Source organism: Solibacillus sp. FSL R5-0449 (assembly GCF_037975215.1).
Taxonomy (GTDB): domain Bacteria; phylum Bacillota; class Bacilli; order Bacillales_A; family Planococcaceae; genus Solibacillus.
The window spans coordinates 3,185,603-3,203,823 of record NZ_CP150239.1; the positions used below are offsets into that span (position 1 = coordinate 3,185,603).

Genomic DNA, 18,221 nt, shown 5'->3' on the forward strand with positions numbered 1-18,221 from the left:
TATAGCAAGTAATTTCTTCGATCATTGTAACTTTATAAATCCTTTATATTTAATCTTACTTTGTACCGCCTGTTAAAAGATAGCCAAAGTTCCCTTTGTCCGTAAAGGCGGCCATTATGAGATGGATATTTATGTTAATCTTAACGTATTACAATAAAAGAGGTGTCATAAAAAAATGGAAGTCTTTTTTGAAAAGATGGACTGTGAGAAGGCCACTGCAATTCTCGGTTGGACATATGAGGAGCCTTACAATTTTTACAATAATGAACAGACAGTGGAAGCTTTAGAGGAATTAATGGAAGGTTCCTACTACACAGTTAATAAAAATAATGAGGTAATTGGGTTTTTCTGTACTGGGGAAAGCGCTCGAATACCAAGCGGAAATAAGTTTAATGTTTATAAGGAGGATTTTATTGATATGGGGGTTGGAATGCATCCAAATCTGGTCGGTCAAGGCAAGGGGTATGAGTTTTGTAGGGGTGTTATAAAATTCATCGAGGATAATTCTCCAAGTAAACCACTGAGACTGACCGTAGCAATGTTTAATGAAAGAGCCATTCGCCTTTATAAAAAGCTTGGTTTTGTTAAAGAAAATGAATTTAGCAATGATGTTACAAAATTCATGACGATGGTTAGAAAATAATCAGCCTATATATATCTATTTAGAACAACAAAAAAACCACTGATTCCTCAGTGGTTTTGCGTGTGCGAAGCGACGTCCTACTCTCACAGGGGGAAGCCCCCAACTACCATCGGCGCTAAAGAGCTTAACTTCCGTGTTCGGTATGGGAACGGGTGTGACCTCTTTGCCATCATCACTTCACTATTACGGCTTCCAATACACGGCGCTATCCTTCGTCAACTTCCTTCGTTCTTTCAGTCACGTACTTGAGTACGCTCCTTCAATCACTCAGTCGTTTCCTCGACTAGCTTGTGTCTTGAAACCCTTGAAAAGAATTTTCATTCTTTCAAAACTGGATAAACGTTTCATTGAGTTTGTGCAATAAAATGTGGTTAAGTCCTCGACCGATTAGTATTCGTCAGCTGCATGCGTCACCGCACTTCCACCTCGAACCTATCTACCTGATCGTCTTTCAGGGGTCTTACTTACTTGCGTAATGGGAAATCTCATCTTGAGGGGGGCTTCATGCTTAGATGCTTTCAGCACTTATCCCGTCCATACATAGCTACCCAGCGATGCCTTTGGCAAGACAACTGGTACACCAGCGGTATGTCCATCCCGGTCCTCTCGTACTAAGGACAGCTCCTCTCAAATTTCCTACGCCCACGACGGATAGGGACCGAACTGTCTCACGACGTTCTGAACCCAGCTCGCGTACCGCTTTAATGGGCGAACAGCCCAACCCTTGGGACCGACTACAGCCCCAGGATGCGATGAGCCGACATCGAGGTGCCAAACCTCCCCGTCGATGTGGACTCTTGGGGGAGATAAGCCTGTTATCCCCGGGGTAGCTTTTATCCGTTGAGCGATGGCCCTTCCATGCGGAACCACCGGATCACTAAGCCCGTCTTTCGACCCTGCTCGACTTGTAGGTCTCGCAGTCAAGCTCCCTTATGCCTTTACACTCTACGAATGATTTCCAACCATTCTGAGGGAACCTTTGGGCGCCTCCGTTACTCTTTAGGAGGCGACCGCCCCAGTCAAACTGTCCGCCTGACACTGTCTCCTACCCCGCTAAGGGGCATGGGTTAGAAGTTCAATACAACCAGGGTAGTATCCCACCGACGCCTCCTTCGAAGCTGGCGCTCCGAGATCTCTGGCTCCTACCTATCCTGTACAAGTTGTACCAAAATTCAATATCAGGCTACAGTAAAGCTCCACGGGGTCTTTCCGTCCTGTCGCGGGTAACCTGCATCTTCACAGGTACTATAATTTCACCGAGTCTCTCGTTGAGACAGTGCCCAGATCGTTACGCCTTTCGTGCGGGTCGGAACTTACCCGACAAGGAATTTCGCTACCTTAGGACCGTTATAGTTACGGCCGCCGTTTACTGGGGCTTCAATTCACAGCTTCGCTTGCGCTAACCGCTCCTCTTAACCTTCCAGCACCGGGCAGGCGTCAGCCCCTATACGTCACCTTACGGTTTTGCAGAGACCTGTGTTTTTGCTAAACAGTCGCCTGGGCCTATTCACTGCGGCTTCTCTAGGCTATGCACCCAAAGAAGCACCCCTTCTCCCGAAGTTACGGGGTCATTTTGCCGAGTTCCTTAACGAGAGTTCTCTCGCACACCTTAGGATTCTCTCCTCGACTACCTGTGTCGGTTTGCGGTACGGGCACCTCTCACCTCGATAGAGGCTTTTCTTGGCAGTGTGAAATCAGGAACTTCGCTCATACGAGCTCGTCATCACAGCTCAACGTTATAGTATGCGGATTTGCCTACATACACGCCTTACTGCTTGAACACGCGCAACCAACGGCGTGCTTACCCTATCCTACTGCGTCCCCCCATTTCTCAAACGGTGAGGAGGTGGTACAGGAATATCAACCTGTTGTCCATCGCCTACGCCTATCGGCCTCGGCTTAGGTCCCGACTAACCCTGAGCGGACGAGCCTTCCTCAGGAAACCTTAGTCATACGGTGCATGGGATTCTCACCCATGTTTCGCTACTCATACCGGCATTCTCACTTCTAACCGCTCCACCAGTCCTTCCGGTCTGACTTCAACGCTGTTAGAACGCTCTCCTACCACGCATACTCAAAGTATGCATCCACAGCTTCGGTGAATCGTTTAGCCCCGATACATTTTCGGCGCAGCGTCACTCGACCAGTGAGCTATTACGCACTCTTTAAATGATGGCTGCTTCTAAGCCAACATCCTGGTTGTCTAAGCAACGCCACATCCTTTTCCACTTAACGATTACTTGGGGACCTTAGCTGGTGGTCTGGGCTGTTTCCCTCTTGACTACGGATCTTATCACTCGCAGTCTGACTCCCGTGTATAAATATCCGGCATTCGGAGTTTGTCTGAATTCGGTAAAGCGAGATGCCCCCCTAGTCCAAACAGTGCTCTACCTCCGGTATTCTCAATCACGAGGCTAGCCCTAAAGCTATTTCGGAGAGAACCAGCTATCTCCAGGTTCGATTGGAATTTCTCCGCTACCCACACCTCATCCCCGCACTTTTCAACGTGCGTGGGTTCGGGCCTCCAGTGAGTGTTACCTCACCTTCACCCTGGACATGGGTAGATCACCTGGTTTCGGGTCTACGACCACGTACTAATTCGCCCTATTCAGACTCGCTTTCGCTGCGGCTCCGTCTTCTCAACTTAACCTCGCACGTAATCGTAACTCGCCGGTTCATTCTACAAAAGGCACGCTATCACCCATTAACGGGCTCTAACTACTTGTAGGCACACGGTTTCAGGATCTATTTCACTCCCCTTCCGGGGTGCTTTTCACCTTTCCCTCACGGTACTGGTTCACTATCGGTCACTAGGTAGTATTTAGCCTTGGGAGATGGTCCTCCCGGATTCCGACGGAATTTCACGTGTTCCGCCGTACTCAGGATCCACTCTGGAGGGAATGAACTTTTGACTACAGGGCTTTTACCTCGTTTCGCGGACCTTTCCAAGTCGCTTCGTCTAGTTCATTCTTTTGTAACTCCGTATAGAGTGTCCTACAACCCCAAAGAGCAAGCTCTTTGGTTTGGGCTCTTCCCGTTTCGCTCGCCGCTACTCAGGGAATCGAATTTTCTTTCTGTTCCTGCAGGTACTTAGATGTTTCAGTTCTCTGCGTCTGTCTTCGACACGCTATGAATTCACGTGAAGATACTATCCGATTAAAGATAGTGGGTTCCCCCATTCGGAAATCCCCGGATCAAAGCTTACTTACAGCTCCCCGAGGCATATCGGTGTTAGTGCCGTCCTTCATCGACTCCTAGTGCCAAGGCATCCACCGTGCGCCCTTATTAACTTAACCAAAAGTTAACACTTGGAACAAGTCCAAGATTTAAGTTTACACGTCAATTGCTTGACTTGTTTAAAAATCTATAAAATAGAAATTTGATTTATTGCTTTCAATGTCGTTTTATCCAGTTTTCAAAGAACAAATGTTTTGAAGTGTTTCATTCACTTAAGAATGAACCTTCAAAACTGAACAGCAAACGTTAATGTTTCATTCCCCAAGGGAATGATTCCGAAAAATCCTTAGAAAGGAGGTGATCCAGCCGCACCTTCCGATACGGCTACCTTGTTACGACTTCACCCCAATCATCTATCCCACCTTCGGCGGCTGGCTCCAAAAGGTTACCTCACCGACTTCGGGTGTTACAAACTCTCGTGGTGTGACGGGCGGTGTGTACAAGGCCCGGGAACGTATTCACCGCGGCATGCTGATCCGCGATTACTAGCGATTCCGGCTTCATGTAGGCGAGTTGCAGCCTACAATCCGAACTGAGAACGGTTTTATCGGATTAGCTCCCCCTCGCGGGTTGGCAACCGTTTGTACCGTCCATTGTAGCACGTGTGTAGCCCAGGTCATAAGGGGCATGATGATTTGACGTCATCCCCACCTTCCTCCGGTTTATCACCGGCAGTCTCCTTAGAGTGCCCAACTGAATGATGGCAACTAAGAATAAGGGTTGCGCTCGTTGCGGGACTTAACCCAACATCTCACGACACGAGCTGACGACAACCATGCACCACCTGTCACCGTTGCCCCCGAAGGGGAAACTATGTCTCCATAGTGGTCACCGGGATGTCAAGACCTGGTAAGGTTCTTCGCGTTGCTTCGAATTAAACCACATGCTCCACCGCTTGTGCGGGCCCCCGTCAATTCCTTTGAGTTTCAGTCTTGCGACCGTACTCCCCAGGCGGAGTGCTTAATGCGTTAGCTGCAGCACTGAGGGGCGGAAACCCCCCAACACTTAGCACTCATCGTTTACGGCGTGGACTACCAGGGTATCTAATCCTGTTTGCTCCCCACGCTTTCGCGCCTCAGTGTCAGTTACAGACCAGACAGTCGCCTTCGCCACTGGTGTTCCTCCAAATCTCTACGCATTTCACCGCTACACTTGGAATTCCACTATCCTCTTCTGCACTCAAGTTCCCCAGTTTCCAATGACCCTCCCCGGTTGAGCCGGGGGCTTTCACATCAGACTTAAGGAACCACCTGCGCGCGCTTTACGCCCAATAATTCCGGACAACGCTTGCCACCTACGTATTACCGCGGCTGCTGGCACGTAGTTAGCCGTGGCTTTCTAACAAGGTACCGTCAAGGTAGCGCCAGTTACTACGCTACTTGTTCTTCCCTTGCAACAGAGTTTTACGAACCGAAATCCTTCTTCACTCACGCGGCGTTGCTCCATCAGACTTTCGTCCATTGTGGAAGATTCCCTACTGCTGCCTCCCGTAGGAGTCTGGGCCGTGTCTCAGTCCCAGTGTGGCCGATCACCCTCTCAGGTCGGCTACGCATCGTTGCCTTGGTGAGCCGTTACCTCACCAACTAGCTAATGCGCCGCGGGTCCATCTTATAGTGACAGCCGAAACCGTCTTTCAACTTTAAAACATGTGTTAAAAAGTATTATTCGGTATTAGCCCCGGTTTCCCGGAGTTATCCCAATCTATAAGGTAGGTTACCCACGTGTTACTCACCCGTCCGCCGCTAAAATTTTAAAGGTGCAAGCACCAATAAAATTTCCGCTCGACTTGCATGTATTAGGCACGCCGCCAGCGTTCGTCCTGAGCCAGGATCAAACTCTCCATAAAAGTAGTTTGAAAGCTCATTTGCTTTGCTAGCGATCCAACTTCGTTAGAAGTTGAAATCTATTGTTTGCTTCATTTAAGAAGCTTGTTTCATTAACGTTGCTTGTTCAGTTTTCAAGGTTCATTGTGTCAGTCGTTTGTGCGACTGTTTTAAATTTTAACAGCGTTGCTTGTTCTTGTCAACAACTTTATTAAAATTTATTTTTTCATTTGTGTTGTTTGCGTTTGTTCCGCAGCAACGTGATTAACTATACACCCGTTACAAGGGATTACGCAACCCTTTATTTAAAGAAAAAATTTTCTGATTTTTAATCCCGGAACTGAATTGAGTTTCTTCCTATTATATATGTAGTAAAGTTAATTTACTTGTCACTATAAAAATAATTACTTTCACTAAAGAAATAACTACTGAATAGCCAGTCTCATTTTTCTGCTGATTGTTTTCATAGAGTGTTTTCTATAGAAAGCGATGGCCTCTTCATTGAATTCCCAAACATTTAACTCCACCTCATTCACATTCCTTTCTTTAGCCCACTTTAGACAAGCTTCAAAAAGCAGTGAGCCAATCCCTTGCCGTTTTGATGACTGGTCAACACCAAAATCATGAATGTAGGCAAACTTCCTTTGAACTAACGAAGGATAATCCGGAGAACCTTCTATACTAATGACAGCAAAGCCTATTATTTTACTTTCCTCCTGCGCAACTAATACTGTACTGTGCTCTTGCTCAAGCAATTCCATATAATATTCTTTCGGCATAACAGCCTCCACTTCGCGAAAAACCGTACCATCCCCTTGCACATGATCATCATGCCATTGCTTTACTAATCTACTTCTATATAGTGATGTTCCTTTGCTTCTTCAATTTGGATAACCATTAAACTCCCCCCCCTTACTATTCAATTCGATTCCCCAATTATATTTTCCTGCAAAAATAAAAAAACAGCCAACAATAGTTGACTGGTAAATGATTTTACATTGAACCGACAGTACCTAAATAAATCAGGAAGAGCACTGCGAAAATATACATAATCGGACTTACTTCTTTTGCTTTACCTTTTAACACCATTGTTAACGGGTAGAATACGAAACCTACTGCAAGACCTGTTGCAATAGATGATGTTAATGGCATCATTAACATTGTGAAGAATGCTGGTACAGCTACTTCGAATTTATTCCACTCGATTTGTCCAAGTGAAGATACCATTAAAATACCTACAACGATTAATGCCGGTGCAGTAACAGCGTTTGTTACAACACTTAATACTGGTGATAAGAATAGAGCCAATAAGAAACAGATACCTGTAACAATTGAAGCGAAACCTGTACGTGCGCCAGCTCCAACCCCTGCAGAAGATTCTACATAAGATGTTACTGTTGATGTACCAAAGATCGAACCTGAAATCGATGCGATTGAATCCGAGATTAATGCTTTACCTGCACGAGGTAATTTATTATTTTTAACAAATCCTGCTTGGTTGGCAACAGCCATTAAAGTACCTGCGTTGTCAAAGAAGTCTACGAACAGGAATGATAGAATAACCGATACCATTGTTAGCGAGTAGAACTCAGGATCAGTGAATGCCGAGAATAGTTTACCGAAAGTTGGTTCAACACTTGGTGGTGCCGATACAACTTGTGATGGTAAATCCACTAGACCAATAAACATACCTACGATTGCAGTAATGGCCATTGCAATGAATACGCCAGCTTTCATTCCGCGCACTAGGAAAATTACTGTTAGAAGAATACCAAAAATCGCTAATAAAACTTCACCATCATGTAAGTTACCTAAACCGACAACTGTCGCATCACTCGCAACAATAATGCCAGCATTTTTTAAACCGATGAATGATACGAATAATCCGATACCAGCACCAACGGCAATTTTAAGTTCCATTGGGATAGCGTTGATTAATTTTTCACGTAATCCTGTAATCGTTAAAAGTAAGAAGAATACACCTGATACAAAAACTGCAGCCAAAGCATGTTGCCAAGGGCTTCCATTTGTTAAGACAACCGTATAAGCAAAGAATGCGTTTAACCCAAGACCTGGCGCTAAAGCTAATGGGTACCTTGCAACAATCCCCATGATGAAACATCCAATTGCTGCTGAAACAGCTGTTGCCACAAATACCGCACCGTAATCCATGCGTAGTGCATCTGGTAAACCTTCAATATCCGATAGCGTTAAAATGCTAGGGTTTACTACTAAAATGTAAGCCATTGCCAAGAATGTTGTAAAACCACCTAAAATCTCTCGGCGATAATTAGTTCCAAGTTTATCGAACTCGAAATACTTTTTCATAATAAAACTTTCCTCCGTGTTGTCGTCTTCAACATCTAAAGAACACTTAACCTTAAAAACAAAAAAGACACGCAAAGCATAAATGCCGCATGTCCACGATTTAAGGAAAATAAGCATATTCCACTCTTATTATAGAAGTGAGATTACTTATTTATAAATCGTAGTCGAATCATTTACGGTGATTCGGTAGAAACTTACGGGCCTTATTCCCGACATTATACGACGACGTATTTAATTTACGTTTGTAATATATCATTTCAATTTTCAAATTACAAGCTATTTCCGAACATTTTTTATATATTTTAATTCATAGTTCGTGAAAACATCCATAAAATATTCATTTACTTCTATTTCTCTTTTCCTTTTTGTTATTATTAAGCTTGGAAAACAAAAAATTCTATTCTATTTTCATTAAATTTATACTGAATCGAGGAAATCAAAATGAATGAAATTAAGGTAGTTGTAAAAGGAGTTCTTGTTAAAAATAATAAAATACTGATCGTTCAGCGTTCACAAATTGAAACGGTTGGGGCAGGCACATGGGAGACAGTCGGTGGAAACCTGCAGTTTGGTGAATCATTTAAAGAAGCACTTATGAGGGAGTTTTTAGAAGAAGTTGGATTGAATATCACTGTAAAAAATCAGCTGTTTTCCACAACATTCCACACGAGTAAAACACGTCAAATTGTCCTGCTCACGTTTTTATGCGATACAGAAGAGGAGCAAATCACTTTATCCGATGAACACCTCAACTATTTGTGGGCGACAAAAGATGAACTTTACAAATTATTACCCAAAGAAATTATTACAGATTTCCAGCAGCATAAAGTGTTAGATTTGCTAGATTCATAATTAATTAGTGAAAGTTTATAGAAATGTTATATTGTTCCTCTATAGTGAAGTTTGAACAAATAGAGGGGGGATTTTTTTTGCAACAACAACGAAAATGGGCATTACTTTTAATTCGCTTTGCTGCTATTTCGGGCTTTATCGGTGTATTAATCGGATCAATTATGAGTGGTGAGATGAACTATTCATTACGCCCAATCCACGCACACTTTGTATTGGTCGGTTGGTTATCCGTTTTTGCTTGGGGGATTTTCTATTATTCAGTACCAATCCGCAAGTTGATTTTCGTTAAAATTCAAAGTATTTTAGGCATGATCGGTGCTTTTGGTTTATGTATTGGCATGTGGCTGTATAATTTAAATCCGCTTGATACAAACGAAACACTGAACATGGTGTTCTTCATTGTAGGGGGTTCTATTTTATTAATCGCATTTTTCTTCTTTATAATTGTGACATTTTTTGTTCAAAAACATGAAAAATAATTATATCTCACTATCTAAAACTGAGAGTATTACCCTTTAATATGTTAAAATAATAAAACGAAACACAGACTATTAAAGGAGGGGTTTAAATGCCCTACTGGTTACATAACACATTATTTGTACTTTTAATAATCGTTACATTCGGATGTGTTACTAGTGGAATCGAGTGGAAAACTCGTGAAAAAGCCACTGTTGAAGAATAATTTCAGCTCAAAACTACAAACTAGATTATAACTAACATATAAAACAAGGAAGCCTGCATAATACAGGCTTCCTATTTTTTATAATTATTTTATAATCCACGGTTTGTACGTTTTAACGGATCATCATCCAAATTGTCATAGTCATTTAAATGATTCGTAGTATTAGTCGTATCTTTGATATCTGCCTCTTCACGACGAACCGTGTCCGACACAGTTTCCGTATCCGTTACTTTTCGTTTACCGACTACGATTTCTTCCGTTACGACATCTTTCTTCGTAACATCCACTTGTTCTTCTGTAACCGGGATATGAATTTTGCCCTGTTCTTCATAGGCATGAGTGACACCATCTTGAAGTTTTCCGTTTGCATTAAGAGTTGTGTCCTCATTAACAGGACGTCTTTCTACATAAACTTCTTCATGTTCAACTGGCACTTCAATATTTTGCTGCTCTTCGACTACATGTTTGTCGACTTGTACCTCACCAGTTTGCACACGTTTTTTATCTACTTGCAGGCGTTCTTCATGAAGTGCTAAACGTTCTTCATCCGTTTTTTCATAATCACGCTCATAATGATTATTCACACCAACATTATCATTCATGCCATAATTTTTTGTCCCTTCATCAAAATAAGTACCGTAGTCTCTATCTACATACAATAAATATTTTCCTGCCTGTAATTCATCATAATAACGATTTCGTTCATCTTCTGAGATCCCCATTTGATTAAAGTGCTGATCGCGTACTAGATCTTCACCCATCATGAATGCTTTAAAGCGGTCCCACCAAGAACCTTCTTTATGATCCGCGTCATAACCATCCGTGTTAGTGCTGTAACCTTTTGAGTTTCGATACATTGATAATTGATCATTGCGGTTGGATACGATGTACATATCTTCCTCGCCGTAACCTTGTGCACGAAGGCGATCCATTTCTGCCTGTAATTCTGCTTCATTGTCATAAATACCATATAATTTGTTATCACGTGTTTCCATGTTTCATTCCTCCAGTTTAATTTAATTAGTTTTTTATACCGACTGTCTATGCTTGATTTGGCATACTATACAATACCTTTTCTCCTAAATAATAAACTTGAGGTTGATATATTTAATATTCTGTAATAAAAATGAAAGAAAATGAAACACCGCTATGACAATATTTTATTATTAATTGGATAAGCACGAAAAGTGAAGCCAAATAAAAAAACATAGAAAGATATTACTCCTTCCATGTTTCACTTCAATTTATTTATCGTTTTGTTGTTGTTTCTTTTCCAAATACTGCGCACGCAATTTTTCAAGTTGCTGCTTTTTATCGAATTGGGCAGGCTTGTTTTTTTCATGATACTTCGCAACAGCTGCCTTGCCTTTACTATCCAATTGATATTTTCCCATTTTGGTCACCTACTTTTCCTGTCTACACAGAGAACCTATTCAATATATAATATACCTCATTTTACTGAAGTAAACCTCAAATTAGTGTATCTCGAATTTCACCAATCCAATTTCCGCAAAATTAAAAGCTCCCTTTCAGTTATTTTTACAATAACTAAAAGAGAGTATAAATAGTTAAATGTTATTCAGTACTATTCCCACTCAATCGTTGCTGGTGGCTTAGAAGTAATGTCATACAGCACGCGGTTTACGTGTTTTACTTCGTTTACGATACGTACTGAGATTTTTTCTAATACGTCATATGGGATACGTGCCCAGTCAGATGTCATGCCGTCGATTGATGTTACACCGCGGATACCGACTGCGTAATCGTACGTACGGCCATCGCCCATTACACCTACTGAACGGATGTCAGGTAATACAGCGAAGTATTGCCAAATGTCGCGTTCAAGTCCAGCTTTTTTGATTTCTTCACGAAGAATATAATCTGCTTCACGAACGATTTCCAATTTTTCTTCTGTTACTTCACCAAGTACACGAATACCTAATCCAGGACCTGGGAAAGGCTGACGCCATACTACCTCTTCAGGTAGACCTAATTCAAGACCTAAAGCGCGTACTTCGTCTTTGAACAGTGTATTTAATGGTTCGATTAATTCGAACTTCATATCTTCCGGTAAACCACCAACATTATGGTGTGATTTAATTGTTTGGGCAGTAGCTGTACCAGACTCAATAATATCTGTGTAAAGCGTACCTTGCGCTAAGAAGTCCATATCTTTTAGCTTTGATGATTCTTCATCAAATACATAAATGAACTCGTTACCGATAATTTTACGTTTTTGTTCAGGGTCAGAAACACCTGCAAGTTTATTCATGAAACGTTCACGCGCATCGATTTTGATCAGTTTCATATCGAAGTCTTCTGTGAAAGTTTTCATAACTTGCTCAACTTCGCCTTTACGGTTTAAGTTGTGATCCACGAACATACAAGTTAATTGGTCACCGATTGCTTTGTGGATTAACACTGCTACTACAGATGAATCAACTCCGCCTGATAATGCACAAAGTACTTGCTTGTCTCCAACCTGCTCACGGATTTTTGCAATTTCGATTTCAATGAAGTTTGCCATAGACCAGTCGCCTTTTGCTTCACAAACATTGAATACGAAGTTTTTCAGTAAGTCATTTCCGTATACGGAGTGGCGTACTTCCGGGTGGAATTGTACTGCATAAAACTTACGAGAAGCATCAGCCATTGCCGCGATCGAACATGCCGGGCTTGTCGCAATTACTTCAAAACCTTCTGGAACCGCTGTTACATGGTCACCATGGCTCATCCATACAACTTGATCTTTTGGTAAATCCGCAAATAATTTATTATCCGAAGTAATGTTAATTTCAGCTTTTCCGTATTCACGAGTTGCCGCGCCTTCCACTTTACCACCATGTGTATAGGCCATTAATTGCATGCCGTAGCAAATACCTAAAATTGGTAAACCTAACTCGAAAATTGCTGGATCTACACGGAATGCAGATTCATCATATACAGAGTTTGGACCACCTGAGAATACGATACCTACAGCATTCATTTCTTTAATTTCTTCAGCAGTAATCGTATGTGGATGTAATTCCGAGAATACACCGAATTCACGAATACGACGAGTGATTAATTGGTTGAACTGACTACCGAAATCAAGAACGACAATCTTTTCTTGCTCTTTTAACATAGGAGTTGACACTATTTCCACCTCTTCTAATTTTTTGCGGCCTATATTAAGAAAAAAAACGCGTAAGAAAATAATTTCTACGCGTTCATATTTCATCTCTTCTTCAAGTGGGTATAACTATCCCTTATAAGGGTATAGTGAGACCCACCGTCATAGATAAGTTATTTAGGGTAACTTAGTAGAAACATCTGGACCATATTACCAGACTTATATGAAGGCACAATACTATTTATTTTTCTAAATTTTACTCTTTCGCCGACTTAAAATCAACCACTCGTGCGATTGATTAAATATTCCCAAATTTCTTTCATTTCATTTGTATTTATTTGATCGGTTTGTTTTGCGTAAATAAGACGCTCATAAAACGCCGTCAACTCACTCATTTTCGTTGTTTCCAACTGTCGGTCGACACGCATTGCAAACTGTTGCAGCGTTTCATCCTGCCCTCGTTTTAAATGAATACGCTCCAATTGTTTTAACAACACAAAGTAAGCTTCTTCAAATGTTGCCGCCTTCTCTAATTTTGAACGGTTCATTTGGACAGCAAGTTTCGGTTGCCATTGCCCGCGCTTTTTCCAAGCAATAATTAAACCAATTGCAACAACTGCCAATAATACGTACAGCACCCATTTGAATTTCGACCAGTCCATACCACTTGTACCGTTCGTTGATTGCTTCGCTGTATCTTGCTCTTCCAACTCCGGCTTTGGCGCTTCCGGTTCTTCCATTTCAGGTAATTGCTCTTCTTCCGGAGCTTCGAAATCCACATCATAGTTAATATTCATCGGATTGCTAAACCCAATTGTCGGCTCAAACGGCATCCAGCCAATGCCGTCAATATACGCTTCAACCCATGAATGGGCATCATTATTCGTCACTTGGTACGTAAACATACCATCTTGTGAATCGATCCGTTCTCCGCTTGAAAAACCTTTTACCCAGCGTGCCTGAATTCCTATTGAACGGAGCATGACGACCATCGAAGTAGAGAAGTTATCGCAATAGCCAAGTCTTGTTTCAAACAAAAACTGGTCTACATAATCTTGGTCCGCCGATGGTACTTGTACATTTGTCGTTTCATATTGGAAGCCGCTGCGCGCAAAATAACCTTCAATCGCCCGCGCTTTGTCATATACACTGTCATACATATCCGTAATTTCATAGGCTAAATCCGTTACACGCTGCGGCAAATTATTCGGCAGCTGCAAATAGCGCGGATTATTTTCAGTTGAAGATAACGTTTCCTTCAGAGCTACGTAACTATATTGCGGCTGTTGGAAAGTCATTTCATATGAGGCAGGTGCAATCACATCACTGTTAATAAGCGGTAAAATTTTCTCATTTCCAGTATTATATCTTAACCCGGTATGCATCCCGTCCAAAGCATAGGATGTCACTCCATAAGCCTGTAATAGAAATAAATATTCTTCATTTACAGCCTGTACTTCCACCGATTCGGGTTCTTCATTTCCAGGTGTGATCGAAAGCGGCAGTGGATCTGAAAGCTGGAGCGTTTGCTGCACTGCCTCATCACTCGATTGTTCCCAGCCTTTAGACGTATAAACATCCTTCGTTTCCACTCGCCAATATTGACGGATCGGTGTTTTTATTTCATAGACAAGTGTATTGTCCCCAGCAAACGGGCCGCCCAATCGCTCATCATTTTCTCCATAGCCAACTGTTGCAACCGATTGACTCCCGTTGCCTCCAATACCTGCAATGTTTTTCACATACGGCACTGGATCCGACCATTGTGGCTCTGCTTTCGGCATAATTGTCGCAACAATACCTGCCATCATGACGAAAATAATGATCGGTGTTGCATACTTCAGGTAGTTCATCCAGTCTTTCTGCATTTCCGCAGCCTGCATAAGACGTTTTATAAACAGTAATGATGTAAGCACAAGACCTAACAGCATTACTTTTATGATCGCTGCTGTGCCATCGTATTCTGTAAAAGTATCGAGTGTCCCGATGAAGAATACTGTAAGCAGCAGGAAATAGTAGATGCTATAGCGCACACTTACCCAATGCTGAATTAAATAGATCAGCATCCAGATCAGTATAAAAAACAGACTTGTCCGGAAAGGATCACTTACATAAATCCACTCTCCTGCAAACAGTATATCCAAATTATATTTCAATTCTTCCGATAAAAATTGCACTGTCGTCAATGTCTCATCTTTATATACACTGACTATAAACCATGTAATGTACACCAGTTTAATGAACCAGTTTATAATAAACGGCAGAGAAAAGATCCCGAGAATTAAACAAAGTCCTATGAATAAAACAAACTGTGTAAAGTAGCCGGTATCCGTCAATTCCATAACCGGTACTAGCCATTCTCGTAAAATCAGGAAAATAATAAAATAAAAAATCGCGAGTTCTATTTTTTCGGCTGCGCTGCGTCTCATGCGTGCTTCACCTCCGAATACGTTCGCTGCAATTCGTTCATGCCAATATAATGTACTTCATTATTTTGGCTCATATGCTGTACCGGTTCTTTTTGATTACTTACGACAAAGCATATAATTTTACGTGCATATTTCGTTCCGGCATTCAGTACTTCCTGCAGCTGAGGGGTCATTTCACCTGTTATGATAACAACAACAGAGCGGCTCATCATTTTCTGTTCTTCATATAGCAGACGCTCGACACCAAACTGCGCATCCGGTTCGACTGTCGCCAAATGCTGCAGCACTTTTTCATATTGTTTGCCGGTTTTAATGATCGGCGTAAAATACCGGTCAACGCCAACACTAAGAAATGAAACGTCGCCCTGTTTTTTTACAATTTTCTTTATATAAGACGCTGTGTAATCAACAACATCTTCAAAGTTTTTCTGTACTGCACGATCGATGAGCACAAATGTATTTTGTGATTTTTGATCTTCAAATTCCTTTGTGCGCAGTTCACCATTTTTCGCAAATGACTTCCAGTGAATCCAGGAAAACCGGTCACCTGGTACATATTCGCGCACACCTGTGGCAACCGTTGTATCTTTGATCAAAGAATAGCGCGATTGACTTGTACCTTGATCATATTGCATACCAATCGGCATTAATTTGACGTCGGATACTTTTGGATATACTAAAAACAGCTGCGGGTGATTCATTACTACATTCCGCACTGTCCATCCAAAAAAGTCCGTACATGTAAACAGCAATCCTCTAAAATGATGCTCTCCGCGCTTTAACTCTTTCAATTCATATGTCCACTTAAACTCCCGTTTCCACCCAACCAAAAATAGTTTTGTTACATTTCCGTTCGGTTTCTCAAAATGTTCCTCTCTCATCGGCAGTTCCCTGACCATCATGAAAACAAATGGAAACCAGCTCGTGTTTCGGAATGTTACGTTAACTTGTACATTGCTCCCACGTTCAATTCGTTCTTTCGATAAAGTCCTGGATATTTCTTTAAAACGGATTGGTATAACCGCCAATAATATCGAATAGACCAAAAACGGTAGAATCGTGAAGAAAACGAACCAGCTAACAAAGCCCCCTTGGAACATTGCATAGCAATACGTAATGATAAGCAATGAAACAACGGTAATTAAACGTCCGCCATGCTTCAGAAACTGCTTGATTCCCTTCATTACTGTGCATACCTTTTTACAGGAACATGGACGTAACGAAGAACACTTTCAATCACCTTTTCTTCCGTAATTCCTTCATAGCGGGTTTCTGGTTTTAAAATAATCCGGTGGCCGAAAACGAATTTCGCTAAATATTGAATATCGTCAGGGATGACATAGTCTCTCCCTTTCATAAAGGCATAGCTTTGCGCGGCACGCATTAATGCGATGGAAGCACGGGGACTTACACCTAAATACACATTTTCGTGGTGACGTGTATGTTGTGCGATCGACACGATATATTCTTTAATATTATTTTCAACATGGACTTGTTTTACTTGTTCTCTTAAATCGTTCAATTGCTCAATTGTTAATACAGGGAAAAGGTCATCAATCGGAACTGATCTTTCAGCACGGTTCAACACTTCAATTTCCTCTTCCTTCGTCGGATAACCCATTTTTATTTTCAGTAAAAATCGGTCCAGCTGAGCTTCCGGAAGCGGGTATGTCCCTTCATATTCAATCGGATTTTGTGTCGCCATTACAAAAAACGGTTTTGGCAGTTGAATCGTTTCACCATCTACCGTAATCGACCCCTCTTCCATACTTTCCAATAAAGCGGCCTGTGTTTTTGGTGATGTACGGTTAATTTCATCCGCCAATACAATATTGCCGACAATCGGCCCAGGACGGAACTCAAACTGCAATGATTTCGGATTATATATTGAAACGCCAATTACATCGGACGGCAATAAATCCGGTGTAAATTGAATACGTTTAAAACTTGCACCTAAAGACTTCGATAGCGCACGTACCATCATCGTTTTCCCAACGCCCGGTACGTCTTCCAGTAATACATGCCCTCCTGCTAATAATGAAACAATACTTAGCTCGGCAATCTCTCTTTTTCCTATCATAACTTTCTCGATGTTTCTGATTATTCCTTCGATCTGTTCATTCATGAATTGTCCTCCCACCTGTAATCGTTGCATCTTTGGCATGTAGTTTAAGCATAACGAAAACAAAATGCGAGCACAACTAGTTTCCCTTTAAAATGGAAAATCACCCCACTTCATCAAAAAGAAGTAAGGTGATTTATCACGTACTAACGTATACTATTGTTTCCAGAAATCATCGAAAATTGTAATCGGCATATGACGTTTATGCATAGAACGCAAGTAATGTCCTTCAAGCTTTTCACGTGCTTCTCCCGGGATTTCCTTACCTTCCAAATAATCATCAATTTGCTCATACGTAACACCAAGCGCCACTTCATCCGGCAATGCAGGACGGTCTTCCTCTAAATCGGCAGTCGGAATTTTTTCATATAAATGTACAGGACAATTTAAATGTTTTAAAATCGCTCGGCCTTGGCGTTTGTTTAAACGGAAGATCGGCATTAAATCCGTGCCGCCATCGCCATACTTAGTATAAAAGCCTGTAACAGCTTCCGCAGCATGATCTGTACCAAGTACGACACCATCATTTGCTGCCGCAATCGAATATTGTACTTTCATTCGTTCACGAGCTTTTTCATTACCTTTTGCGAAATCACTCAATGTGATTCCTGTTTCCAAAAGTGCATTTACACTTGCATCGACAGCATTTTTAATATTAACCGTATACACTTTAGTAGGCTTTATGAAATCGAGTGCATCTTGGCAATCTTTTTCATCGAATTGCTTTCCATAAGGTAATCTTACAGCCCAAAATGAATATTTAGATTCTCCCACTTCTTCATTTAGTTCATCGACAGCCATTTGAGCAAGCTTACCTGTTAACGTTGAGTCTTGCCCACCGCTAATACCGAGTACAAATCCTTTCAAGAACGGATGATACTTTGCGTATTCCTTTAAAAAATCAATAGACTTACGGATTTCCTGTTCGACATCGATTGTCGGCTGTACTTTCAACTCTTCAATAATTTGTTGTTGCAACATAGACAATGTTCT

The 18,221-nt window shown here is 41.7% G+C and carries 12 protein-coding genes, 3 rRNA genes and 2 riboswitches; of the genes, 3 read left to right on the top strand and 12 right to left on the bottom strand.

Annotated elements, in window-relative coordinates:
- Positions 1–175 precede the first annotated feature (175 nt).
- Positions 176–643: a GNAT family protein gene (locus tag MKY27_RS15980; RefSeq protein ID WP_339196284.1), complete on the top strand. Its 468-nt coding sequence runs from the start codon at positions 176–178 to the stop codon at positions 641–643.
- A 64-nt stretch (positions 644–707) separates the two neighbouring features.
- Here MKY27_RS15980 and rrf read toward each other — a convergent pair.
- From rrf to MKY27_RS16005, 5 genes are all read right to left on the bottom strand, one after another.
- Positions 708–823 (bottom strand): 5S ribosomal RNA (rrf, locus tag MKY27_RS15985).
- A gap of 187 nt (positions 824–1,010) precedes the next feature.
- Positions 1,011–3,939, bottom strand: a 23S ribosomal RNA gene (locus MKY27_RS15990).
- A 231-nt stretch (positions 3,940–4,170) separates the two neighbouring features.
- Positions 4,171–5,726: ribosomal RNA gene (locus MKY27_RS15995) — 16S ribosomal RNA — on the bottom strand.
- Together the 16S, 23S and 5S rRNA genes form the textbook arrangement of a ribosomal RNA operon.
- 402 nt (positions 5,727–6,128) lie before the next feature.
- Positions 6,129–6,482, bottom strand: a complete 354-nt coding sequence (locus tag MKY27_RS16000; RefSeq protein ID WP_339196286.1) for a GNAT family N-acetyltransferase — start codon at positions 6,480–6,482, stop codon at positions 6,129–6,131.
- A gap of 214 nt (positions 6,483–6,696) precedes the next feature.
- Entirely contained in the window at positions 6,697–8,031 is a 1,335-nt protein-coding gene (locus MKY27_RS16005) for an NCS2 family permease (RefSeq protein ID WP_339173928.1), read from the bottom strand.
- A gap of 141 nt (positions 8,032–8,172) precedes the next feature.
- Positions 8,173–8,274, bottom strand: a riboswitch (purine riboswitch).
- Positions 8,275–8,472: 198 nt separating this feature from the next.
- Between MKY27_RS16005 and MKY27_RS16010 the strand changes: the two genes are divergently transcribed.
- Positions 8,473–8,883 carry an NUDIX domain-containing protein gene (locus tag MKY27_RS16010; RefSeq protein ID WP_339196287.1) on the top strand — a complete coding sequence of 137 codons (411 nt, stop codon included), beginning with the start codon at positions 8,473–8,475 and terminating at the stop codon, positions 8,881–8,883.
- 77 nt (positions 8,884–8,960) lie between these two features.
- Entirely contained in the window at positions 8,961–9,362 is a 402-nt protein-coding gene (locus MKY27_RS16015; protein ID WP_339173932.1) for a hypothetical protein, read from the top strand.
- A gap of 292 nt (positions 9,363–9,654) precedes the next feature.
- Here the strand turns inward: MKY27_RS16015 and MKY27_RS16020 are convergent, their stop codons facing one another.
- From MKY27_RS16020 to nadE, 7 genes are all read right to left on the bottom strand, one after another.
- Positions 9,655–10,560, bottom strand: coding sequence for a DUF2382 domain-containing protein (locus MKY27_RS16020; RefSeq protein ID WP_339173934.1), 906 nt, complete (start codon positions 10,558–10,560; stop codon positions 9,655–9,657).
- 249 nt (positions 10,561–10,809) lie between these two features.
- On the bottom strand, positions 10,810–10,959 hold the full coding sequence (locus tag MKY27_RS16025) for a hypothetical protein (RefSeq protein WP_339173936.1): 150 nt from the start codon (positions 10,957–10,959) through the stop codon (positions 10,810–10,812).
- Between the two features lie 191 nt (positions 10,960–11,150).
- On the bottom strand, positions 11,151–12,704 hold the full coding sequence (guaA, locus tag MKY27_RS16030) for a glutamine-hydrolyzing GMP synthase (protein ID WP_339176661.1): 1,554 nt from the start codon (positions 12,702–12,704) through the stop codon (positions 11,151–11,153).
- Positions 12,705–12,822: 118 nt separating this feature from the next.
- Positions 12,823–12,924, bottom strand: a riboswitch (purine riboswitch).
- A gap of 31 nt (positions 12,925–12,955) precedes the next feature.
- The gene (locus tag MKY27_RS16035) at positions 12,956–15,106 is read right to left on the bottom strand and encodes a transglutaminaseTgpA domain-containing protein (protein WP_339196288.1); all 2,151 of its coding nucleotides are present in this window, start codon (positions 15,104–15,106) and stop codon (positions 12,956–12,958) included.
- On the bottom strand, positions 15,103–16,290 hold the full coding sequence (locus MKY27_RS16040) for a DUF58 domain-containing protein (RefSeq protein WP_339196289.1): 1,188 nt from the start codon (positions 16,288–16,290) through the stop codon (positions 15,103–15,105). Before MKY27_RS16040 ends, MKY27_RS16035 begins: the two co-directional genes overlap by 4 nt.
- Entirely contained in the window at positions 16,290–17,231 is a 942-nt protein-coding gene (locus tag MKY27_RS16045; protein WP_339173950.1) for a MoxR family ATPase, read from the bottom strand. Before MKY27_RS16045 ends, MKY27_RS16040 begins: the two co-directional genes overlap by 1 nt.
- A gap of 153 nt (positions 17,232–17,384) precedes the next feature.
- Positions 17,385–18,209: an ammonia-dependent NAD(+) synthetase gene (gene nadE / locus MKY27_RS16050; protein WP_339199765.1), complete on the bottom strand. Its 825-nt coding sequence runs from the start codon at positions 18,207–18,209 to the stop codon at positions 17,385–17,387.
- Positions 18,210–18,221 lie beyond the last annotated feature (12 nt).